General features: G+C 34.9%; 21 protein-coding genes. 16 read left to right on the top strand and 5 right to left on the bottom strand.

The window, feature by feature from the left end; translation table 11 throughout:
• Window positions 1-27: 27 nt before the first annotated feature.
• Window positions 28-312 carry a hypothetical protein gene (locus tag FC45_RS03220; protein WP_006587973.1) on the bottom strand — a complete coding sequence of 95 codons (285 nt, stop codon included), beginning with the start codon at window positions 310-312 and terminating at the stop codon, window positions 28-30.
• Between the two features lie 171 nt (window positions 313-483).
• On the opposite strand from FC45_RS03220, the gene FC45_RS03215 reads away from it, so the two are divergent.
• Genes FC45_RS03215 through FC45_RS03200 form a run of 4 tightly spaced genes read left to right on the top strand, consistent with a single transcriptional unit; the run spans window position 484 to window position 5,014 of the window.
• Window positions 484-1,437: an alpha/beta hydrolase gene (locus tag FC45_RS03215; protein WP_006587972.1), complete on the top strand. Its 954-nt coding sequence runs from the start codon at window positions 484-486 to the stop codon at window positions 1,435-1,437.
• A 41-nt stretch (window positions 1,438-1,478) separates the two neighbouring features.
• Window positions 1,479-2,624 (top strand): thiolase family protein, encoded by a 1,146-nt coding sequence (locus FC45_RS07750; protein ID WP_034535578.1) that lies wholly within the window; start codon window positions 1,479-1,481, stop codon window positions 2,622-2,624.
• Window positions 2,625-2,627: 3 nt separating this feature from the next.
• Entirely contained in the window at window positions 2,628-3,854 is a 1,227-nt protein-coding gene (locus FC45_RS07745) for a hydroxymethylglutaryl-CoA reductase, degradative (protein ID WP_006587970.1), read from the top strand.
• A 2-nt stretch (window positions 3,855-3,856) separates the two neighbouring features.
• A complete protein-coding gene (locus FC45_RS03200; protein ID WP_006585032.1) occupies window positions 3,857-5,014 on the top strand; it encodes a hydroxymethylglutaryl-CoA synthase in 1,158 nt (385 codons plus the stop codon).
• Window positions 5,015-5,429: 415 nt separating this feature from the next.
• Here the strand turns inward: FC45_RS03200 and rlmD are convergent, their stop codons facing one another.
• A complete protein-coding gene (gene rlmD / locus FC45_RS03195) occupies window positions 5,430-6,806 on the bottom strand; it encodes a 23S rRNA (uracil(1939)-C(5))-methyltransferase RlmD (RefSeq protein WP_006587969.1) in 1,377 nt (458 codons plus the stop codon).
• 140 nt (window positions 6,807-6,946) lie between these two features.
• On the opposite strand from rlmD, the gene recX reads away from it, so the two are divergent.
• On the top strand, window positions 6,947-7,762 hold the full coding sequence (gene recX, locus FC45_RS03190) for a recombination regulator RecX (protein ID WP_006587968.1): 816 nt from the start codon (window positions 6,947-6,949) through the stop codon (window positions 7,760-7,762).
• 10 nt (window positions 7,763-7,772) lie between these two features.
• Complete coding sequence (locus FC45_RS03185) at window positions 7,773-8,249, top strand: hypothetical protein (RefSeq protein WP_006587967.1); 477 nt, start codon at window positions 7,773-7,775, stop codon at window positions 8,247-8,249.
• A 1-nt stretch (window position 8,250) separates the two neighbouring features.
• Here FC45_RS03185 and FC45_RS03180 read toward each other — a convergent pair whose 3' ends face one another.
• Complete coding sequence (locus tag FC45_RS03180) at window positions 8,251-8,712, bottom strand: hypothetical protein (RefSeq protein ID WP_006585029.1); 462 nt, start codon at window positions 8,710-8,712, stop codon at window positions 8,251-8,253.
• 119 nt (window positions 8,713-8,831) lie between these two features.
• Between FC45_RS03180 and FC45_RS03175 the strand changes: the two genes are divergently transcribed.
• The 7 genes from FC45_RS03175 to FC45_RS03145 all read left to right on the top strand — a co-directional run bounded on the left by FC45_RS03175 (window position 8,832) and on the right by FC45_RS03145 (window position 16,773).
• Window positions 8,832-9,695, top strand: coding sequence for a hemolysin family protein (locus tag FC45_RS03175; protein WP_006585028.1), 864 nt, complete (start codon window positions 8,832-8,834; stop codon window positions 9,693-9,695).
• Window positions 9,695-11,266: a peptide chain release factor 3 gene (locus FC45_RS03170; RefSeq protein WP_006585027.1), complete on the top strand. Its 1,572-nt coding sequence runs from the start codon at window positions 9,695-9,697 to the stop codon at window positions 11,264-11,266. The genes FC45_RS03175 and FC45_RS03170 overlap by 1 nt, the downstream gene beginning before the upstream one ends.
• A 140-nt stretch (window positions 11,267-11,406) precedes the next feature.
• Entirely contained in the window at window positions 11,407-11,940 is a 534-nt protein-coding gene (locus tag FC45_RS03165; RefSeq protein WP_006585026.1) for a hypothetical protein, read from the top strand.
• A gap of 154 nt (window positions 11,941-12,094) precedes the next feature.
• A complete protein-coding gene (locus FC45_RS03160; RefSeq protein ID WP_006585025.1) occupies window positions 12,095-13,261 on the top strand; it encodes a galactokinase in 1,167 nt (388 codons plus the stop codon).
• Window positions 13,262-13,280: 19 nt separating this feature from the next.
• Entirely contained in the window at window positions 13,281-14,276 is a 996-nt protein-coding gene (gene galE / locus FC45_RS03155) for a UDP-glucose 4-epimerase GalE (protein ID WP_006587966.1), read from the top strand.
• Window positions 14,273-15,733 carry a UDP-glucose--hexose-1-phosphate uridylyltransferase gene (locus FC45_RS03150; protein WP_006585023.1) on the top strand — a complete coding sequence of 487 codons (1,461 nt, stop codon included), beginning with the start codon at window positions 14,273-14,275 and terminating at the stop codon, window positions 15,731-15,733. Before galE ends, FC45_RS03150 begins: the two co-directional genes overlap by 4 nt.
• 29 nt (window positions 15,734-15,762) lie before the next feature.
• Window positions 15,763-16,773 (top strand): aldose epimerase family protein, encoded by a 1,011-nt coding sequence (locus tag FC45_RS03145; RefSeq protein WP_006587965.1) that lies wholly within the window; start codon window positions 15,763-15,765, stop codon window positions 16,771-16,773.
• A 61-nt stretch (window positions 16,774-16,834) separates the two neighbouring features.
• Here FC45_RS03145 and FC45_RS03140 read toward each other — a convergent pair whose 3' ends face one another.
• Window positions 16,835-17,113: a DUF1827 family protein gene (locus FC45_RS03140; RefSeq protein WP_006587964.1), complete on the bottom strand. Its 279-nt coding sequence runs from the start codon at window positions 17,111-17,113 to the stop codon at window positions 16,835-16,837.
• A 98-nt stretch (window positions 17,114-17,211) separates the two neighbouring features.
• The gene (locus tag FC45_RS03135) at window positions 17,212-19,395 is read right to left on the bottom strand and encodes an ATP-dependent Clp protease ATP-binding subunit (RefSeq protein ID WP_006588475.1); all 2,184 of its coding nucleotides are present in this window, start codon (window positions 19,393-19,395) and stop codon (window positions 17,212-17,214) included.
• A 162-nt stretch (window positions 19,396-19,557) separates the two neighbouring features.
• Between FC45_RS03135 and FC45_RS03130 the strand changes: the two genes are divergently transcribed.
• From FC45_RS03130 to ptsP, 3 genes are all read left to right on the top strand, one after another.
• Window positions 19,558-19,740 (top strand): hypothetical protein, encoded by a 183-nt coding sequence (locus tag FC45_RS03130; protein WP_006585021.1) that lies wholly within the window; start codon window positions 19,558-19,560, stop codon window positions 19,738-19,740.
• Window positions 19,741-19,842: 102 nt separating this feature from the next.
• A complete protein-coding gene (locus tag FC45_RS03125) occupies window positions 19,843-20,109 on the top strand; it encodes a phosphocarrier protein HPr (RefSeq protein WP_006587962.1) in 267 nt (88 codons plus the stop codon).
• Window positions 20,109-21,845 (top strand): phosphoenolpyruvate--protein phosphotransferase, encoded by a 1,737-nt coding sequence (ptsP, locus tag FC45_RS03120; protein ID WP_006585019.1) that lies wholly within the window; start codon window positions 20,109-20,111, stop codon window positions 21,843-21,845. The genes FC45_RS03125 and ptsP overlap by 1 nt, the downstream gene beginning before the upstream one ends.
• The last annotated feature ends 182 nt before the right edge of the window (window positions 21,846-22,027 follow it).

Genomic DNA, 22,027 nt, shown 5'->3' with positions numbered 1-22,027 from the left:
AAAAGAAGACCTTTAAGGTCTTCTTTTTTACATTAAAATAGCAATTTGTTTGTTCACAATAAGTTGCAAGCCATAAACGGGAAATTCACGCTTATCAATAATAATTTGAAGTTTAATTTGTTTATTTTTAGTTCGAGCGGCAATATTAAAGATTTTTTCTTTAGTTAATGCACTAGCTCCTGAATAAAGATAACAATGGGTACTAGTGAGGCTTAATTTGCTTAGTGGCAAAAGTTCATTTTCTTTTTTTAAGTAAAATTGGGTTTGACCAGTTAAATCTTTGCTGGCTTGCAAAAAATCAATTAATCTCATTTATTAACTTTCTCTTTAATTAAATATTTCTTACTTTTTATATTCTTACATTTTGGATAATATCGTAAAGAAGAGCTAATTTTACTTTTTGATATTTCCTATCTACTCCCTTTAGTGATATACTGTTAAAAGCTTATTTTGAATAGTATATGAAAGACGGTGAAGAATATGATGGGAAAGAAATCGAAAAAATCTAAGCGTTTAAAATGGCTTAGTGCTATTCTTGCCTTGATAGTCTTAGCTTTTTTGGGGGCTGGAATGTACTTTTATAATGTAGCAATAGTTCCGGGCCACAAAACATTTTTAAGTAGTAATAAACCACTTACTAAGTCTGATTCCTTATATCAAGAAAAACTTTGGTATAAAAAGGCCACTAAAAAACATCTATACATGATGAGTAGTGACAATAAGTTACGTCTCGATGCCAATTATATCAAAAATAATAATTCCAAAAAGACTGTTATTATTTTGCATGGTTATATGAATAATAAAGATGGAATGGGTGAATATGCTGCTTTATTTCATTCTTTAGGCTACAACGTCTTGCTCCCAGATGCACGTGGACATGGTCAAAGTCAGGGAAATTATGTTGGGTATGGCTGGATGGAAAAAGATGACGTAAAAAAATGGATTCAGAAATTGCTCAAAGATAATCCTAAACAAGAGATTGTGATTTTTGGAGTTTCAATGGGTGGTGCTACGACAATGATGACTAGTGGCTTGAAACTACCTAGTCAGGTTAAGGCTTTTATTGAAGATTGTGGGTATACTAATGCTAAGAATGAAATTGAGCATGAAGCCCAAGCAATTTATTCGATGCCAACTTTTCCACGCTTCCCTTTGGTTGAAATTTTGAGTGGAATAACTCGTTTGAGAGCTGGTTATTTCTTGGGAGATGCTGATAGCATTAAGATGCTTAAGCATAATACAAAGCCGATGCTGTTTATCCATGGGGCAAAAGATACTTTTGTACCAACTGAAATGGTTTATAAGAATTATCGCGCTAGTCGTGGACCAAAACAGCTCTGGGTAGTGCCAGGTGCTAGCCATGCTAAATCATTTGCAACTCATCCCCATGAATATAAAGCTAAAATCAAAGCATTTTTAAATAAGTACATCAAATAGTAAAATTAGCATCAGATTTTGGAGAAATGAGAGGAAATTTGATGCAAGACATTTATATTATCGCCGCAAAGAGAACACCTTTTGGTCGTTATCGTGGTCAGTTAGCAGCTTTTAATGCCGTAGAGTTAGGGACTTATGCCCTTAAAGACGCCTTGAAGGCTGCTAATTTGCGTTCTAGTGACTTAGATGCCTTATTTATGGGAAATGTTTTAAGTGCAGGACTTGGACAGAATATGGCTCGTCAAGTTGCTATTAATAGCGGGATGAGAGAAGAAAGTGTTGCTACAACAATTAATGAAGTATGTGGATCTTCACTTAAGGCTGTTCGTTTAGCCCAAGCTCAAATGCTTATTGGCGATTTAGATCTTGTCGCAGTTGGTGGTAGTGAGAGTATGACTAATGCGCCACTTCTAGCTAAAAAATCCGAAAAAGATAATCCCAATTTTGTTGATAGTATGCTCAATGATGGTCTAACTGATTCATTTAGCAACAAGTTAATGGGAAATACTTGTGAAAATGTCGCTGTTAAATATGGGATAAGTCGCGCTGAAGCAGATGAATTTAGTGTGAATTCACATCAAAAAGCAGCTCGCGCACAAGCTGCTGGCTTCTTTAATCAAGAAATTACTCCTTTGGCAGAATTAGATCATGATGAAAATGTACGGCCAGATTCAAATGTTGAAAAGTTAGCTAGTTTGAAGACGGTCTTTAAAGAAGGTGGTGTTGCTACAGCTGGTAACTCATCACCTTTATCAGATGGGGCAAGTATGTTAATTTTAGCTACTGAAGATAAGGTTAAAGAATTGAACTTAAAGCCACTTGCCAAGTTAACTGCCTATGCTGAAGTGGGGCTTGATCCACAAATTATGGGCTTTGGTCCTAAAGTGGTTATTGAGAAATTATTGCAAGAAAATGGGCAAACTCTAGCTGATATTGACTTGTTTGAAATTAATGAAGCTTTTGCTGCAACTAGTCTAGCTGTTGAAAAAGAATTGCACTTGGATCATAGTAAGGTTAATATTCATGGTGGAGCCTTAGCATTGGGACATCCATTAGGAGCAAGTGGTGCGAGAATTTTAGGTACTTTAGCTCATTCTTTAATTAGTGAAAATAAAGAAAGAGGAATTGCCAGCCTTTGTATTGGAGGCGGGCTAGCAATTGCCTTTGAGATTGAACGGGTGAAATAAAAAATGAAATTTTATCAGTTGCCAATAAGTGAGCGGCGAAAAATGCTGCTTCAAAATGGAATTAAGCTGAATCATGTTGATGACGATTTACTAAGTGAATTAGATTTGCTTAGTGAAAATGTAATTGGCAAACTAACTTTACCATTATCAGTTTTGCAAACCGCAATTGTTAATGGACAAAGCTTTCAAGTTCCAATGGCAACTGAAGAGTCATCAGTTGTTGCTGCAGCTAACCATGGATTAAATATCTTTAACCAAAATGGTGGAGTTAGCGCTAAAAGTGAGCGGACAGGTATTTGGGGACAATTAGTTTTTGAAGTAGCAGAATTTTCATTAGCTGAATTTGAAGCTAAAAAGCCGGATTATCTAAAATTAGTTAACGAGGAATTTGCATCACTAGTTAAGCATGGTGGTGGCGTTAGACAAATTATTGCTGAAGTAAAAACAGATTTATTGTTTTTACGGGTGTTAGTTGATCCTGCAGAAAGCATGGGAGCTAATCGGACTAATACAATTTTGGAGTTTTTGGGACAAAAAATCAGTCAAGATTTTACAATTGAAAAACTATATGCTATTTTATCTAACTATCCTAGTCAATATACTTGTGCTAAAGTATCTTTGGCTTTTGCCAGTTTAACTAAAACTAAAGATGAAAAAATTGGTGAAAAAATAGCTCAAAAAATTGTTTTACTTAGTAAAATTGGTCAAGAAGATCCATATCGCGCTGTTACTAATAATAAAGGGATTATGAATGGTGTGGATGCGATTTTGCTGGCAACAGGTAATGATTTCCGCGCTGTAGAAGCAGCTTGTCATCAAGCCGCAAGTTTATCAGGTAGTTATCAAAGTTTAAGTAACTGGCGAATTGAAGATAATAAGCTAGTTGGTGAAATAAAATTGCCACTTGCAATTGGTGTTGTTGGTGGCTCAATTAAATCGCGAAGTGACGTCCAAGTTGCTTATCGGATTTTGAGACAGGTAACTGCTAGTGAACTAGCGGAAATTATTGCAGCAGTTGGGTTAGCTAACAACTTAGCCGCTTTACTTGCTATTTCAACTGTGGGGATTCAAAAGGGACACATGAGTTTACAAATCCGTAATGTTTTAAAGAATCTAACAGCAACTGATGAAGAAAAAAATTCAGTAAAAGAACTAATGCAAAAGCAAAAACGTTATAGTGAAACTGACGCAAAAAAGTTTTTACAAGAAATTAGAGAGGAAAATAATTAAGCATGAAAGTCGGTATTGATAAAATTGGTTTTTATACACCAAATAAATTTGTAGATATGGTGGATTTAGCTAAGGCCCGCGATGTTGATCCTGGGAAATTTTTAATTGGTATCGGTCAAAATAAGATGGCAGTTGCTGATAAAAGCCAAGATGCTGTTTCAATGGCAATCAATGCAACTAGTGAATATATTGATAAGATTGAACTTGATAAGTTGGGCTTACTAGTATTTGGTACTGAATCAAGTGTAGATCAATCAAAGTCTGCTTCATTATTTGTTAAAAAGGCTTTGAATTTACCTAAAAACATTAGAACTTTTGAATTAAAGGAAGCTTGCTTTGGCTTAACTGCTGCAATTATGACGGCAATTGACTATGTTAAAGCTCATGAAGATAAAACAGCCATTGTTATTGGTAGTGATATTGCTCGCTACGGTGTGGCAACTCCTGGAGAAGTTACTCAAGGTGCTGGTAGTATTAGTTTGCTCATTAAAAAAGATCCAAGCATTATGGAAATTAATAGTGAAACTAGTATGTACTCAGATGATATTGATGACTTCTGGCGTCCCAACAACTTCAAATGTGCTTTAGTTGATGGTAAATATTCAACTAATGTTTATCTTGATTTCTTTAAGCATTGTTTTGAAGATTATACCCAAAAGCAGAATTTGAAAACTAGTGATTTTGAAGCCTTACTTTTCCACTTGCCATTCACTAAAATGGGCCAAAAAGCCCTTAAATTAGCTATTGAAGGTCAAGATCCTGAAACAACAGCTCGCTTACTTGATAAGTTTGTGGCAGGAGCAACATATGGTAAAGAAGTTGGTAATATTTATACTGCCTCACTTTACATGTCACTTCTTAGTTTACTTGAAGTTGATCAACCAAAAGCTGGCAGTTTAATTGGCTTATTTTCATATGGTTCAGGTGCGATGGCTGAATTTTTCACTGGTCGATTGGTAGATGGTTATGAAAAACAATTAGCTCCTGAAAAGCACAAAGAAATGCTTGAAAAACGTCAAAAATTAACTGTTGCTGAATACGAAGAAGTATTCAATGAGAGCTTAAAAGACTTAGCAGAAAGCCAAGAAGTGCAGTCTGATGCTAATGGTTGGTATTTTGCAGGAACAAGTAATAATATTCGTAAATATTCTAGGAAATAACACTTGCAAGCGGTTACATAAAATGCTATATTAAAAGTGTGGAAGAGGTAGAAAGTAACAAAATTTAGGTTTTTATCTCCAGAATTGTATTGTTAGTTAAATGAAGATTCTCTGAATAGAGGTGTCAGCCGTTATAGTTAATAAGCTTATGATTTGGCTGCGCGTAAGTTTTCCATTTGATTATTAAAATTTAAGTTGCGTTCTTTTCGCAAAAACTCGAACAAGTGATGTTATTAAGGTCGCGTCAGCCAATGTATTAAAACGTATTGATGATTGTGACTAGAGGAATACTACCTCATCCATTTGATGAACAGGCTACTTACCAGGAATAGTAAAAGGGTAGCCTGTTTTTTAATGCAAAAAAAGAAGGTAATAATATAAAGATACATTATTAGCCTTCTTTTTGTATATTTTCTTAATTATCTTTTCGTAAAACTAACTTAGCAATTGCTTCGCAACGTGCCGTTTGTGGAAGCATATCTACATTTTCAATTACACGAACATCATATACTTCACTTAACATGACTAAATCTTGAGCTAAGGTAGAAGGATTACATGAAATATAAACGAAGCTTTCAGGTTTAACTTGCATAATAGTCTTTATTAAAGACTTAGCTAATCCAGTTCTTGGTGGATCGACGATTAAGGCATCAATAGGGACACCACTATTTTTTAGTTGAGGTAGGATTTTTTCAACACTACCTTGTAGATATTCCGCATTACGGACATGGTTTAATTTAACGTTATGCATTGCATCTTCAACAGCTTCAGGTATACTTTCGATTCCGATAACTTGCTTTACATAGTCACTAGCGATAAGTCCAATTGTCCCTACGCCACTGTAGGCATCAATTAGAACTTGATCAGGAGCCAAGTTAAGGAGTTTAATAGCTTCACTGTAGAGAATTTCTGTTTGTTCAGGATTAAGTTGGAAAAATGCTCTAGGGGATAAAGCAAACTTTTTATCGAGAATATGCTCTACGATTTGATTCTTTCCAGCTAACTTGATTGTCTTATTTCCCCAAATTTGTGGATTATTCCAATCAGTTTCATTTTGAAAGACAGAAACTACATTATCAAGCTTCATAACTTCTTGAGCTAATTTCTTCAAGCCATTGATTTTTTTTCCAATGGTAATAAAAGTAACTTGCATTTCGCCAGTTGAAGCAGCTTCACGAACGACTACAGTTTTAATACCATCAAAATGTTTGCGCCAGTTAGCCACCGGCATATGATATTTATCAATTAATTTCTTGATTAAACGCTCTGTTTTTTGGGTATTTTTAGATTGAGTAGGCATTTCTGGTAAGTCAATTAGACGGCGTGAATTAGGAGCATACATTCCCAATTTGGTTTTGCCTTTACTAAATTCAAGTTGGTATTGTGCTTTAGCACGATAGTGCCAATTTTCTTTAGCAGGAATAGTGTTTTTCACTTTGTACTTTTGGTAACCGCGGGGATGATATTTTCTAAGAGATTCTAAGACAATATCTTTCTTAAATTCTAGCTGCTTATCATAGCTTAAGTGAGCCAATTCTAAGCCCCCAATTTCTGGGTCTACCTTATTAGGAAAAGCTACTCGATTTGGACTCTTTTCTTTAATTCGAACTAATTCACCTTCAATGTAACCAGGGTGAGTCTTGATTATCTTAGCTACAACTACTTCATCTGGTAAAGCACCAGGAATGAAGATGATTTTTTTCTTATAATAACCAATACCTTCGCCATTAATACCTAATCGCTTAATGGTAATAATAATGTCTTTTTTTAATTCTTTCTTTTGATATGCCATTTCTTAATTCTTTCTACAAAAATCTAATTTTACTATCTTACTTATCTTAAGTGCAAAAAACTCTTCATGCAAGAAAAAAAGTAGTGTTGAAGATGCGCTTTTTTTGATAGCATGGAATTAAACTAATGAAAGGAAATATGATGCCAAAAATTACAAAAGTTTCCGCACAAAAAAGAAGCGGACGATATAATATTTTTCTTGATAATAAATATGCGTTTTCAGCAAGTGAACGGACACTAACCGAGTTTCGATTATTTAAAGATAGTGTTCTAACTGAAAAAGAAATCGAAAAGATTAAGCAATTTGATACAGATGCCAAGGCTAGTGAATTAGCTGCACGTTATTTAAGCTATCAAATTAGGACAATTGATGAAGTTAGACAATATTTGGTGAAGCATGAATTAAGTCCAGAAGCAATTGATAGTGCAATTGAAGAATTTATTAATTTGGGCTACTTAAATGATTTGGAATATGCTCGCTTGTTTATAAAAAATGACTTAGCAGTTGGACAAGATGGGCCAGCTTCTGTTGCCCAAAAATTGCGCTTAAAAAAAGTCTCTGATAATAATATCGAAGATGCGCTTGCTGAAGTTGAACCTGAAGATTGGGTAGAAGTTGGAAGCAGATTAATTAAATCGCTAAAAAATCAACTTGGCAAAATAGCCTTTAACGAGGTTAAGAAAAAAATGACGCTCAAGTTATTGCAACATGGTTTTAGAACTGATTTGGTTCAAGCAATAATTGATGATTTGGATTTAGTTAATGAAGAGACCCAAGAAGATGAAGCCTTAAGAAAACAGGGAATAAAAGCTTATAAGCGCTTTAAAAGACTTGATGAAAGTCAAAGAAAGTATAAAATAAGAACGTATTTATATAGTCACGGCTTTTCAAATAGTGATATTGACCGTTTTTTGGCAGGAGAAGTTATTTCTCTTTCAGAATTAGATGAATATTAGGAGAAGTTTTATGAAAACAACAATTAATGAATTATATTTTTATGGACGTCCATTTCCAGCTAGTTTAATTGATCAGAATCGTAGTTTCGCTGAACAAAATATGATGATGGAAAATGATGAAGAATTTACTAGTTTTTTGAAAGAAAATAATCTAGAAAATAATCGGGCTAGCTTAGTTGTTTTTAATCCAGATAGCTTTATGTACTGGTATGGAGCTATTAGTGAACATGAACTTACTAAAAATCATGGGATGCTTAAGATGAATTTGCCAAAAAGTGAAGTAGCTATTAAAGAAACTAATGGTGATTTAGCAAATCTTTCAACGCCATTGAATAGTTCTATTCCTAGTTTCTTAAAAGAAGTTACAGCTGAAGGTATTAAAGTATATGAAAACTTGGGCGATTCACCGCTTCCTTATGTTTTACAAAAAGTTGATTTAGATACAAAAAAACTGACCCAAGTTCTTTACTTGAAAGTCAGTGAATAAGTTAATGTTGGCGCGGATCAATTGAAAGATTGTCATATTCAAGATAAGCACCAATGCAAGTTGAAACAAACATTACTATCAAAGTAATACCAACTGAATTGCCAACAATTTGGTCTAAATTGAGAAAGATGCGGGCTAAGAAAGTTGCAATATAACATAATGCAAAATCTAAAACAATATTGGCAAGTTGTAACCAAGGACGCCGTCTAACACTAAAGAAACGAAGAAATTGTTCAAAAAAGCCTTCTTTAATCTGGTTAGCCATCAAGTCAAGTGGACGTTGAATAGTAGCCTTGATAGCGAACATAATAAAACTTCCTGTTAGGGCTCCAATAATTGAACGCCATATGCTGCTAGAGTGAAGGACTAAGGCATTATATCCAATTCCAATGACTGCTAAACTGCATAAGTATGGAATTAGTAATAAAAAGACAAAGACTAAATATATACGTTTCTTTTCCATAAGTATAACCTCTTTCTTAATAGCATTTTATCATAAAAATGTCCTGAGCTATGGTATAATACTATGGATTATTTGACATGTTTTATTTTTATTATGAAAGATAGAAAGAGAGTAAGAAGATGAGTAGTGACCCTGCGGCGTCAAATTTCTTTGAAAATCTACGTAAAAAATTTGCGGGTGAGGAAGAAAGCGAACCCCTTGAACAATTAGAACAAGAAATTGAAAAGTTACACGATAATAAGGCGATTAATGATACCGTCTATTCAATGTTTACCGGAATTTTAAGCTTCCAAGGTAAGATGGCGCGCGAAGTAATGGTGCCGAGAACGGATGCATTCATGGTAGATATTAATGATGACTTTCAAGATAATCTTGATGATATATTACATGAACCATATTCTAGAATTCCTGTGTATGATCAAGATAAGGATAAAATTGTTGGTGTTATCCACATTAGAACCGTTTTGCGTAAAGCAAGAAAACTCGGTTTTGACAAACTTGATTATCAAGAAGTTATGTATAAGCCGTTATTTGCACCAGAAACTATCGAGTTAGGTGAGTTGTTAGTTGAAATGCAAAAAAGGCAACAACAGATAGCAATTTTAACCGATGAGTATGGTGGTGTTGTTGGTTTAGCAACGATTGAAGACTTAATTGAGGAGATTGTTGGCGATATTGACGATGAAGTTGATACAGCTGAAGTTTTGTTCACAAAATTGAGTGATAACAAGTATGTAATTTACGGTAAGATGACTCTTGATGATTTCAATGAAGAATTTGATACTGATTTAGAAATGGAAGATGTTGATACCGTTGCTGGTTATGTCATTACTGAATTAGGAATGATTCCAGCAAAGGGTGAGAAACTAACTGTTAGATTAGATAATGGTATGGTTTTGACAACTAGAAGAATGAAAGGATCAAGAATTCTTACTTTACTTTTAACAATTCCAGATAAAAAGAAAGAAGAAATAGAGGATTAATGGCAGAAAAGTTATTAGATCAGGTTAATAAGCGTCGGACCTTTGCAATTATTTCCCACCCCGATGCTGGTAAAACAACAATTACGGAACAAATGCTTTTGTTTGGTGGGGTTATTAGAAGTGCAGGTACAGTTAAAGCACGTAAGTCAGGCCACTTTGCAACTAGTGACTGGATGGAAATTGAAAAAAAGCGTGGTATTTCTGTTACTAGTTCGGTAATGCAGTTTGAATATGAAGGTAAGAGAATTAACATCCTTGATACACCCGGGCACCAAGACTTCTCAGAAGATACCTACCGGACATTAATGGCAGTTGACGCTGCGGTCATGGTAATTGACTCAGCAAAGGGTATCGAACCACAGACTAAAAAGCTTTTCAAGGTTGTCCGTAAACGTGGGATTCCTATCTTTACCTTTATGAACAAGCTTGACCGTGATGGCCGTGATGGCTTAGATTTAGTAGCTGAGCTAGAAGATATCTTAGGTATCGAAGGTGTGGCTATGAATTGGCCAATTGGTTCTGGCAAGAGCTTAAAGGGATTATACGATATTCAAAATAACCGAGTAGAGCTTTATCGTAAAGATGGCGATGACCACTTTATCGACCTAGATAGTGACGGCAAATTACCTGAAAGTGAAGAATTAAGTCAAGATAGTTTGTACCTTTCAGCTTTAGATGAAATTGAATTAATTAAAGAAGCTGGTAATACTTTCGATGAAGATAAAGTATTAGCTGGTGAGCAAACTCCAGTCTTCTTTGGTTCAGCCTTGACTAACTTTGGGGTTGAAACTTTCTTGAAGAGCTTTGTTGATTTAGCTCCAGCTCCAAGTAGCCACAAGGTTAATGATGATGAAGAACTTAAACCAGATGATGACGAATTTTCAGGTTTTATCTTTAAGATTCAAGCTAATATGAATCCTAATCACCGTGACCGAATTGCCTTTGTTAGAATTGGTAGTGGTGAATTTGAAAAAGGACTTGATGTAACTTTAGCAAGAACTGGCAAGGCAGTTCGTTTAAACAATGCGACTGAATTCATGTCTAGTGAGCGTGTTCAAGTATCTAAGGCTGTTGCTGGTGATATCGTTGGGTTATATGATACTGGTAATTTCCAAATCGGAGATAGTATCTATGCTGGCAAACGTAAGATTGTTTATGAACCACTTCCAGAATTTACGCCAGAATTATTTATGCGCGTAACAGCTAAGAATGTTATGAAGCAAAAGTCATTCCACAAGGGGATGAATCAATTAGTTCAAGAAGGTGCGGTTCAGTTATATCGTAACTTCAACACTGATGAATATATTTTAGGTGCAGTTGGTCAACTTCAATTTGAAGTATTTAAGTTTAGAATGCAAAATGAATATAATTCAGAAGTAGAAATGACTTCACTTGGTAAGAGGGTTGCACGCTGGATTGATCCAGAGCAACTTGATCCAAAGATGTCATCATCACGAAACCTCTTGGTTAAGGATCGGTATGACAAGCCATTGTTCTTATTTGAAAATGAATTTGCAATGCGCTGGTTCCATGATAAGTATCCAGATGTAAAATTAACTGAAAAGTTGTAAAAGTTAGGAAAGCACTGAGTTAGAAGCTCAGTGCTTTTTTGTTGTTTTATAACAAGTGCTTACAAAAATGGGGGGAGCGTATAATTGATAGTAAAGGGTGAAGGCTAGTTTTATTTATATACGTAGAAAGGGTTACTACCATGAAAACTAAATTACCGAATTTAATTTATGCGGCTTTAGCATTTTTTGTTCAACTAAAGTTGACAACATACTTACGTCAGTACACACCTAATAATCCTTTACAACATTTACTTTTTACATTGTATATGTTTGCACTAGTTGTAACTATTATATTAACAGCTTCTTGGGCTTCAAATCTTAATAAGAAGCAAGCTGGTATTATTATCGCTTTAGAATTTATATTAATTAGTGCGTCTTTAATATTGCCTTCCTATAAGCCTAGCTCAGTCTTCTTGGAGTTACTGCTTTTTTATGGTTTGATTCCATTATTGGGACAAGGAATCGCTATGGCTAATTTAAGTAAAGATATGAGCAAAACTAAAATTGTAAGACCAGCAATGCTTGTTTGTGGATTAGTTTTAAGTTTTGCAATGATCTATATTTATTCTTTAGATTTAAATTATACGATTTCTACAAAATTAGCTTACATTTGGGGAGTAATAATCTTATTAATTTATGGGATGTGCTGGAGAATGGGTACAAAAAATAAGTAAAAATTAATAGCGCTTACAATTGCTGTGATATATGATATAATTATATTGTAGATAAAATTGTAGATTGTAACTATTTAATTAGGCAAGACTGCAGATTGTGCACCGGTTTGAGTGGATAATTTGCGGTCTTTTTTATTTCTCGAGGAGAAAACGAATGAAAAGTACTAATGTTAAAAAGGGGTTTATTGAGCAATTTGGTAAAGAAGCAGAACATGCTTTTTTTGCGCCAGGTAGAGTTAACTTGATTGGCGAACATACAGACTATAATGGTGGGCATGTTTTTCCATGCGCTATTACGCTGGGAACTTATGCAGCTGTAGGGTCTAATAATCAAGATGCCTTTTTGCTTTATTCTGATAATTTTCCAGATGTTGGCGTTGTAAAAATCGCTTTTGCTGACTTAACTAAAGAAAAGCAAGGACTGTGGACAGATTATTTCCAAGGAATAGCCCAAGTTATGCAGGCAGCTGGTTTAGAATATAGTCATGGATTAGATGTTTACATTAGTGGTAATCTACCTGATGGAGCCGGTTTATCAAGTTCTGCATCTCTAGAAATGCTAGTAGCAACTATTTTAAATGAATTGTTTGCAGGTAATTTCGCTCCAATTGAATTAGTTAAGTTTGGAGTAAAAGTTGAAAATGATTATATCGGCGTAAAGTCGGGAATTATGGACCAGTTTGCGATTGAAATGGGTAAAGAAAACCAAGCGATGTTGCTTGATACAAATACGATGAAGTATGAGTATTTACCAGTTGAGATGGGTGATAACGTAATCGTTATTATGAATACTAATAAGCGTCGGGAGTTAGTAGATTCAAAATATAATGAACGACGTAGTGAATGTGAGGAAGCTTTAGCACGACTTCAAAAAGATTTAAGTATTTCTAGTTTAGGCGATTTAACTGAAGATGAATTTGATGAAAATACTTATTTAATTTATGATCCAACTTTAATTAAACGTGCAAGACATGCTGTTTTTGAAAACGTACGAACTTTAAATGCAGCTAAAGCTTTGCAAGCAGGAAGTTTAAAAGAGTTTGGTAAATTAATTTCTGCTTCAGGAGTATCACTTGCCTATGATTATGAGGTAACTGGTAAAGAATTAGATACATTAGTAACGGCAGCTTTAAAACAAGAAGGCGTTTTAGGAGCAAGGATGACCGGTGCTGGTTTTGGTGGCTGTGCAATTGCTATCGTCAATCGTGATAATGTTGAAAACTTTATTAATAAAGTTGGAAGAATTTATCGGGAAAAGATTGGTTATGATGCACACTTCTATGTTGCAAATATTGCAGATGGTGCTAAACAATTGAGTTAAGTATTTTTAAGGAGATAATATGGCGATTGCTGTTTTAGGAGGAGCTGGCTACATCGGCTCTCATACTGTTAAACAATTATTAGCTGCTGGTGAAGATGTTATCGTGTTAGATAATTTAATTACGGGACACCGAAAAGCAGTCGATAGACGTGCAAGATTTTATCAAGGCGATATTCGAGATTTTAAGTTTTTAAGTTCAGTTTTTAGCCAAGAAAAAGTAGACGGAATAGTTCATTTTGCAGCTTTTTCTGTGGTCCCTGAATCAATGAAAAATCCTCTTAAGTATTTTGATAATAATACTTGCGGAATGGTTACATTGCTTGAAGCGATGAAGCAATTTGGAATAAAAAGAATTGTCTTTTCATCAACTGCTGCGACTTATGGAGAGCCAAAGCAAATTCCGATTAAAGAAACAGATCCTCAAATTCCAACTAATGCTTATGGTGAAAGTAAATTAGCCATGGAGAAAATAATGCATTGGGCTGATTTAGCGGATGGTTTGAAGTTTATTGCATTGCGTTACTTCAATGTAGCTGGTGCGATGCCTGATGCTTCAATTGGTGAAGATCATAGTCCGGAAACACACTTAATACCAATTATTTTACAGGTTGCAGCTGGTAAAAGATTAAATTTACAAATTTTTGGTAATGATTATCCAACTAAAGATGGAACTAATGTCCGTGACTATGTCCATGTTTTAGACTTAGCGGATGCTCATGTTTTAGCCTTGAAATATCTAGAAGCTGGAAATTCATCTACTGCTTTTAATTTGGGGTCAGCAACTGGCTTTTCAAATATGGAAATCTTACAAGCTGCACGAAAGGTAACTGATAAAGAAATTCCAGCCAGCATTGGACCTAGAAGGTCAGGAGATCCTAGCACGTTAATTGCAAGTTCAGAAAAGGCTAAAAAAATATTAGGTTGGAAACCGAAATTTGATAATATTGAGAAAATAATTGAAACAGCTTGGAAATGGCATGAAAATAATCCGGAAGGTTTTGGTGATCGTAATTGACAGCAATTGAAAAACAAATTGAACTTATTTTAAGTTTGAATCCTAATTATTCTGAAATGGATAAAATTTACCTTACTAATCATTTATTGAGTTTGGTTGGTGATGAAGCACTTAATTTACCTGCGGCAGAGGACTTTTTAAAGAATCTTGATTCATTAGTAGAAGTAGCTGTAACTAATAAAAAGATAGCAGATACTTTATCTGCTAAACAAATTTTAGAGGCTCAAATTATGGATTTAGCTACGCCTAGTCCTAGTCAAGTGAACCATGTATTTTGGGATAAATATCAAGCTGGTGCAAAGAGGGCTACTGATTGGTTTTTCAATTTGAGCAAGGCTAATAATTATATTCAAACAAGAGCGATTGCTAAAAATATTGTTTTTCCTGCTAAAACTGAATATGGTGATTTAGAAATAACAATTAATATGTCTAAGCCAGAAAAAGATCCTAAAGACATTGCAGCTGCAGCTAAGTTAAAAAATGCAGGTTATCCAGCTTGTGCATTATGTATGGAAACTGAAGGTTATGCTGGTAGAAATAACTTTGCAGCAAGAGCAAATCATCGAATCATCAGATTTTTATTAGGTGGTAAAGTTTGGGGATTTCAATATTCGCCATATGCTTACTTTAATGAACATGCAATTTTTCTTGATGAAAAGCATGAACCAATGGTAATTAATCAAACGACTTTTAGTAACTTACTTGCAATTATTGATATGTTTCCAGAATATTTTGTGGGATCAAACGCTGATTTACCAATTGTTGGCGGATCAATGCTTTCTCATGAACATTATCAAGGCGGACGGCACGTATTTCCAATGGCTAAGGCTAAGATAGAAACGGAATTAAACTTATCTGATTATCCTGATGTTAAAGCTGGAATTGTTAAGTGGCCAATGAGCGTAATTCGTTTAGTTAGTAGTGATAAAGGTGAGCTAATTAACGCTGCAGAGCATATCAGAAAAATTTGGGCTAATTATACTGATGAAAAAGTTAATGTTAGAGCCGTAACTAATGGAATTAAACATCATACTATTACGCCGATTGCTCAAAAAGTAGCCGGAAAATATCAATTAGACTTGGTTTTACGGGATAATCAAACTAGTGATAAGTATCCAGATGGCATTTTTCATCCCCATGCTGATGTTCAACATATTAAAAAAGAAAATATTGGTTTGATAGAAGTAATGGGACGGGCAATTTTGCCAGCAAGATTGAAGTCTGAACTTAATGAAGTGAAAAAATATTTGTTGAATCAACCTAACCAGCTTAATCCAATTCATAAGACATGGGCTGATGAATTGAGTCAAGAATATTCTTGGAATGAAACTAATGCTGATGCTCAGTTACAAGTGGCTGTTGGTAAGGTCTTTGCACGAGTTTTAGAAGATGCTGGAGTCTTCAAACGAGATAAGGTAGGGATGGCTGCTTTTAAGCGCTTCTGTGAAAAAATATAGTTTTTAACTGTGTAGAATAGGTGAAAGCTATGGAAATTAAAATTGAAAAATACGGTCAGTATCTAGAAAAAAATTTATATGAATTTACTTTAATAAATAATCAAGGATTAGTTGTAAAGCTATTGAATTATGGAGCTACTTTAGAGAAAGTATTAATGCCAAGCAAAGCCGGGTTACAGAATATGGTTCTGTCTTTACCAAGTCGCTTAGATTATAGTAAAGAGCGTAATTTTTTAGGGGGAACTGTTGGAAGAATAGTTGGAAGAATTCATGGTCATACTTGGAACTTGGGCAATAAAAAAGTAGTTCTAGCAATGAATGAAGAAAAAAATCATATTCATGGTGGTATTGATGGGCTTGACCAGCAAGTTTATAATTTCCAATTCAAGAAGTCTTCTAAAGAAATAGAGGTTACTTTTATTTATTTGGATCCAGCAGAACACAATTCATATCCTGGTAATGTAAAAGTAAAAGTTAAATATATTTTGAACAATAATAATCAATTAAAATATCAGATTAGAGCATTGTCAGATGAAACCACCCTATTTAATCCGACTAATCATACTTATTTTGCTCTCGATCAACCGAATAATATTTCTGATACGACTTTAACTATTGCAGCTGATTACTTTAAGCCACTTGATAATGAACACTTACCTTATAAGGGCTGGCAAAGTGTGGATAAAACAGCTTTTGATTTTCGTAATGGCCAAAAATTAGCTAACGTGATTAATAGTGATGATAGTCAAATATTAGCTGAAGGTGGACTTAATCATCCATTTTTGTTAAATAATGGATCTGATTTTGCTGCAAAACTAGAAACTGCGGAGCACGCAGTTACTGTTAAAACAACCGCTCCAAGTGTGGTGGTTTATACAGCTAATCATTTTAATAAGACTGGAATTGCCAATAATATTGATAAATTTGCCGGAGTTGCACTTGAATGTCAATATCCACCGGTTTCTGGAAGTGACGTATCAGCAATTACTTTGTTAGCAGGTGAAGAATTCTATTTAGAAAATATTTGGAATTTTGAATAAAAAAAGTTCAGTTGATACTTCACATTGAAGTTAATCAACTGAACTTTTTTACTTTAATTGATTATTTTTTGCAGGTGATTGCGATAATCTTTTTTGTCTTATCAATTGTAATGTCATAACTACGGTCATCATGAATTAGACGACGAATCAAGAATTCAACTTCTTCATCTTTGATTTTGCGATCATGATTTTCAATAACTATTTCGATATCAGAATCGGTTTCAGTGTAAACAACTGAAGAATTACCAAGAGAATAAACTTTAATGTATTGTGCGCTAGTCGAATTTAGTTGATTTTGAACTAAGTCAGAATAAGTATTTGTAACGTCGATTAAATGCATTATTTTCACCTGCGTCTTTCTATATCATTTCTAATTATAGTATACTCTAAAACTTTTAATTCAGTCATAAAAAAAGCACCTTTAGGTGCTTTAATTTTTTAGTCTTCCTTTGCTGAAATAGTAATCTCATCGTTAGCTAAATCAGCAATAAAGTTTTTAACATCGGCGTGATCAAGTTTAAAGTCGGCAACTTTGTCTTCAATCTCTTCTTGGATTGTTCGACGTAAAGGTCTTGCACCAAGACTTGGTTCGTAACCTTCTTTTACTAATTTTTCTTTAGCTGCATCAGTAACATCAATATGCAAGCCTTGATCGCTAATCATGCTATTGGTTTTAGCAATCATTAAGTCAACAATCTTGAGAAGGTCTTCTTTAGAGAGTGGATTGAATTCGATGACATCATCTAAACGATTTAAAAATTCTGGTTTAAAGAATTGACTCATAGATGAACGAGTTGATTCTTTACTTGGATTTGCTTCGGCAGTAAATCCAACACTGGCATTCTTAATACCTTGACCAGCATTAGAAGTCATAATAATGATTGTATCCTTGAATGAAACAGTTCGACCTTGAGAATCAGTTAAACGCCCATCATCTAAAATTTGCAAGAAGAGGTTTAAGACATCAGGGTGAGCCTTTTCAATTTCGTCAAGTAAAATTAAGCTATATGGATTGTGACGAACACGTTCAGTTAATTGACCAGCTTCTTCGTAACCGACATATCCTGGTGCAGAACCAATTAATTTAGAAACTGAATATTGTTCCATATATTCTGACATATCGAAGCGAATCATGGCATCAGTTGAACCGAACATCTTTAAAGCCACTTGCTTAGCAAGTTCAGTTTTACCAACACCAGTTGGTCCAACAAATAAGAATGATCCAATTGGACGACCTGACTTGTTAAACCCAATTCTGTTGCGGCGAATTGCGCGAGCAACTTGTTCAACGGCCTTATCTTGTCCGATAACTTTAGCTTTTAAGTCACTAGCCAAGTTTTGTAATTGATTTTCTTCTTGCTTTTGAATATCGCCAACGGGGATGCCGGTCTTTTCTTCGACAATCTTATTCATAATTTTGTCGGTAATGACAGGAGATTTATCAGGATCAACTTTTTGATCTTTCATCTTGTCATATTTTTCGATTTGGTCACGATAGTAGGCAGCTTTTTCGTAATCTTCATTCTTTAAGGCATCTTGCTTTAATTGTTGAGCAGCATCAATTCTTTCTTTGATCTTTTCTTTATCAACAAAAGGAATTGTTAAGTTCATTCTTGAACCAGCTTCATCAAGTAAGTCAATTGCCTTGTCAGGAAGATAACGATCTTGGATATAACGTGATGAAAGCTTAACTGCACTTTCAATTGCACTATCAGTGTAGTGGACATGGTGGTAGTCTTCGTAGCGTTTTTGGATACCATGTAAAATCTTAATCGTTTCATCTACACTGGGTTCTTTAACTTCTACTGGTTGAAAGCGTCGAGCAAGAGCTGAATCTTTTTCGATTTCACGATATTCTTTAATAGTAGTTGCTCCTACCAATTGGAAGTCACCACGGGCGAGGGCTGGCTTAATAATGTTGCCGGCATCCATGCCACCTTCGGCATTACCAGCTCCAACAATTTGGTGAATCTCATCAATAAATAGGATCAAATCTGGATTACTTTGCAATTCCTTAATGAGGCGTTGCATTCTCTGTTCAAATTGACCGCGGACACCTGTACCTTGGACCATTGAAACGATATTAAGAGAAACAATCCGCTTATTTTGAAGTTTGGCAGGGACGCTGCCATCAACAATTTCTTGGGCTAAACCTTCTACAACAGCAGTTTTACCAACACCAGCTTCACCAATTAGAACTGGATTATTTTTGGTTCTTCGGTTCAAGATTTCAATTACACGAGCAATTTCTTTGTCTCGTCCAATTACTGGATCGATTTTACCTTGCTTAGCTAGAGCAGTTAAATCTGTCCCATATTGGTCTAAAATACTGTTCCCATTTCCGCCACGACCTGGGCCTTTAGGATTTTGCATTTGACTTGCACTAGCACTATTCATAGAGCCGAATAAGTTGTTAAAATTCCCAAATAAATCTCCCATATTTGGATTTTCATTATTATCGTAATTATCATTATTTATATTATCGTTACCAAGATTTCCACCTTGACTGGCACGAAATTCTTGGTAGCACTTTTGGCATAAATCAAGTGAACGACTTTCGCCATTTACCTTAGTGTAAAGGTGAATGGAGGCAGGGCGTTCATGACAATTTTGGCATAACATTTATATACCGCCTTTCCCTTAACTTTACTTAAATTGTAGTTTTAGCACTCTAACTAGTCAAGTGCTAAGCTCTTGATTTGCCAAAGTATTTTTCTCTAGTTAAAATAGCAGGGGTTCATTATAGAAACTTTATTATCAGAATTTATAGAAGCTGGTGAAAAAATGGATTACGAGAGTATCTTAAATCAATTAGTTGATGGGGAATTAACAGAATATAAGATAGAAGCTAAGGATGCTTTTGCTTTTCAACAGGCTCTACGAGCTTTTGGAAAAAGGACTTATATCAAGGGACGTGCCCTTAGAGGTGGTGCAATTATCTACACTGCTTCAAATAGTAATGAATAAGGTTGAAAGCATTTACATTATTGTTGTATTAAACTTATAAACATGTTACTCTTAATATCGTACGGGTATTTTAAAAATGAATTATTAAGGAGACTTTTAACTATGGAAAAACGCGATTTTCACATTATTGCAGAAACAGGTATTCACGCACGTCCAGCTACTTTATTAGTTCAAGCTGCTTCTAAGTTTAGCTCAGATGTTAACTTGGAATTTAACGGCAAGAGCGTAAACCTTAAGTCAATCATGGGTGTTATGTCACTTGGTGTTGGTAAAGATGCTGATGTTACTATTTCAGCTGAAGGTGATGACGCTGCCGAAGCAATTGAAGCAATCAGCGACACTATGAAAAAGGAAGGCTTAGCTGAATAATGACAAAGACTTTAAAGGGTATTGCAGCTAGTGACGGTATTGCAGTTGCTCCTGCGTATCGTTTAGTTGAGCCAGATCTTTCTTTTACTAAAGCTTCAGTCGATGATGTAGAACAAGAAGTTGCTCGCTTTGAAAAGGCTGTAGAAACTTCTATTCACGATGTTGAAAGTGTTCGTGATATTGCTAAAGAAAACTTGGGTGAAGAAGAAGCTCAAGTTTTCGAAGCGCATTTATTAATTCTTAATGATCCTGAATATATTGGGGCAATTAAGCAAGAAATTAAGGATTCAAAGGTAAACAGTGAATTTGCACTTGATGAAACAAGTCAAAAGTTCATTACAATCTTTGAAAGCATGACTGACAATGAATACATGAAAGAACGTGCTGCTGATATTCGTGATGTTTCTAAGCGAATTATGGCTCATTTACTTGGTAAGAATTTGCCAAATCCAGCAGCTATTGATCATGAAGTAGTAGTTGTTGCTCATGACTTAACTCCAAGTGATACTGCACAATTGAACAAGGATTATGTAAAAGGCTTTGTAACAGATATCGGTGGTCGTACCGCTCACTCAGCAATTATGGCACGTTCATTGGAATTACCAGCAGTTGTTGGTACTGACTCAATTACTAGCGACATTAAAGATGGTCAACTTTTAGTAGTTGATGGTTTAGATGGTTTAGCAGTAATTGAACCTTCTGATGAAGAAGTTGCGGACTACAAGAAGAAGGGTGAAGCCTTCTTGAAGCAAAAGGCTGAATGGAAGAAATTGAAAGATGCGCCATCAGTTACAAAAGATGGTAAGCATTTCACAATTGCTGCTAATATTGGTACTCCAGATGATATGGCTGGTGTATTAGAAAACGGCGCTGAAGCAGTTGGTTTGTACAGAACTGAATTCTTGTACATGAACTCTAGCGAACTTCCTTCAGAAGATGACCAATTTGAAGCTTACAAGAAGGTCATTGAAGGTATGAATGGTAAGCAAGTTGTTATTCGTACTATGGATATTGGTGGGGATAAGCACTTACCATACTTACCACTTCCTGAAGAAATGAACCCATTCTTAGGTTACCGGGCAATTAGAATTTCTCTTAAGGAAGATCAAATCTTCCGTACTCAATTAAGAGCTTTGCTTCGTGCCTCTGCTTATGGTCGTTTGGGTATCATGTTCCCAATGATCGGTACTTTAGCTGAACTTCACAAGGCTAAGGCTATCTTCAACGAAGAAAAAGAAAAGCTTGTTAAAGATGGCGTTAAGATTGGTGATGATATTCAAGTAGGTATGATGATTGAAGTACCAGCAGCTGCTGTACTTGCAGATCAATTTGCTAAGGAAGTTGATTTCTTCTCAATCGGTACTAACGACTTGATTCAATACACATTTGCTGCTGACCGTGGTAATGAACATGTTTCATACTTGTATCAACCTTACAACCCTTCACTTCTTCGTTTGATTAAGCACACTATTGATGCTGCTCATGATAACGGAATTTGGTGTGGTATGTGTGGTGAAGCAGCTGGTGATTCAGTAATGTTCCCACTTCTTTTAGCAATGGGTCTTGATGAATACTCAATGAGTGCTACTTCAATCTTACGTATCAGAAGCCAAATGAAGAAGCTTGATACTAAGGATTTAGAAGGCTTGGTAGATAAAGCAATTAATGAATCTTTGACTAATGATGATAATAAGAAGTTAGTAGAAGATTTGATGAACAAGCTTAATTTAGGTTAAGAATAAAAAGAGTCTCTTGTAGACTCTTTTTATTTTTTTGTAAATTCACACTTTCTTCAAAAATAATTGATATAATAATTTTATAGAATAAAGAATAACAATATAAGGTTTTAAGAATATTAAGTAAATATTAACTTTATAAAACTAAGGTGATAGTGTATAATAAATTACACAGGAAGAAA

Source organism: Lactobacillus jensenii DSM 20557, assembly GCF_001436455.1.
GTDB classification, from domain to species: domain Bacteria; phylum Bacillota; class Bacilli; order Lactobacillales; family Lactobacillaceae; genus Lactobacillus; species Lactobacillus jensenii.
This window is presented reverse-complemented; position numbering and strand designations above follow the sequence as displayed.

Bases quoted from the DNA above. Each gene is read 5' to 3' on its own strand.
- FC45_RS03220 (WP_006587973.1), bottom strand. From the start codon at position 312: ATGAGATTAATTGATTTTTTGCAAGCCAGCAAAGATTTAACTGGTCAA.
- FC45_RS03215 (WP_006587972.1), top strand. From the start codon at position 484: ATGGGAAAGAAATCGAAAAAATCTAAGCGTTTAAAATGGCTTAGTGCT.
- FC45_RS07750 (WP_034535578.1), top strand. From the start codon at position 1,479: ATGCAAGACATTTATATTATCGCCGCAAAGAGAACACCTTTTGGTCGT.
- FC45_RS07745 (WP_006587970.1), top strand. From the start codon at position 2,628: ATGAAATTTTATCAGTTGCCAATAAGTGAGCGGCGAAAAATGCTGCTT.
- FC45_RS03200 (WP_006585032.1), top strand. From the start codon at position 3,857: ATGAAAGTCGGTATTGATAAAATTGGTTTTTATACACCAAATAAATTT.
- rlmD (WP_006587969.1), bottom strand. From the start codon at position 6,806: ATGGCATATCAAAAGAAAGAATTAAAAAAAGACATTATTATTACCATT.
- recX (WP_006587968.1), top strand. From the start codon at position 6,947: ATGCCAAAAATTACAAAAGTTTCCGCACAAAAAAGAAGCGGACGATAT.
- FC45_RS03185 (WP_006587967.1), top strand. From the start codon at position 7,773: ATGAAAACAACAATTAATGAATTATATTTTTATGGACGTCCATTTCCA.
- FC45_RS03180 (WP_006585029.1), bottom strand. From the start codon at position 8,712: ATGGAAAAGAAACGTATATATTTAGTCTTTGTCTTTTTATTACTAATT.
- FC45_RS03175 (WP_006585028.1), top strand. From the start codon at position 8,832: ATGAGTAGTGACCCTGCGGCGTCAAATTTCTTTGAAAATCTACGTAAA.
- FC45_RS03170 (WP_006585027.1), top strand. From the start codon at position 9,695: ATGGCAGAAAAGTTATTAGATCAGGTTAATAAGCGTCGGACCTTTGCA.
- FC45_RS03165 (WP_006585026.1), top strand. From the start codon at position 11,407: ATGAAAACTAAATTACCGAATTTAATTTATGCGGCTTTAGCATTTTTT.
- FC45_RS03160 (WP_006585025.1), top strand. From the start codon at position 12,095: ATGAAAAGTACTAATGTTAAAAAGGGGTTTATTGAGCAATTTGGTAAA.
- galE (WP_006587966.1), top strand. From the start codon at position 13,281: ATGGCGATTGCTGTTTTAGGAGGAGCTGGCTACATCGGCTCTCATACT.
- FC45_RS03145 (WP_006587965.1), top strand. From the start codon at position 15,763: ATGGAAATTAAAATTGAAAAATACGGTCAGTATCTAGAAAAAAATTTA.
- FC45_RS03140 (WP_006587964.1), bottom strand. From the start codon at position 17,113: ATGCATTTAATCGACGTTACAAATACTTATTCTGACTTAGTTCAAAAT.
- FC45_RS03135 (WP_006588475.1), bottom strand. From the start codon at position 19,395: ATGTTATGCCAAAATTGTCATGAACGCCCTGCCTCCATTCACCTTTAC.
- FC45_RS03130 (WP_006585021.1), top strand. From the start codon at position 19,558: ATGGATTACGAGAGTATCTTAAATCAATTAGTTGATGGGGAATTAACA.
- FC45_RS03125 (WP_006587962.1), top strand. From the start codon at position 19,843: ATGGAAAAACGCGATTTTCACATTATTGCAGAAACAGGTATTCACGCA.
- ptsP (WP_006585019.1), top strand. From the start codon at position 20,109: ATGACAAAGACTTTAAAGGGTATTGCAGCTAGTGACGGTATTGCAGTT.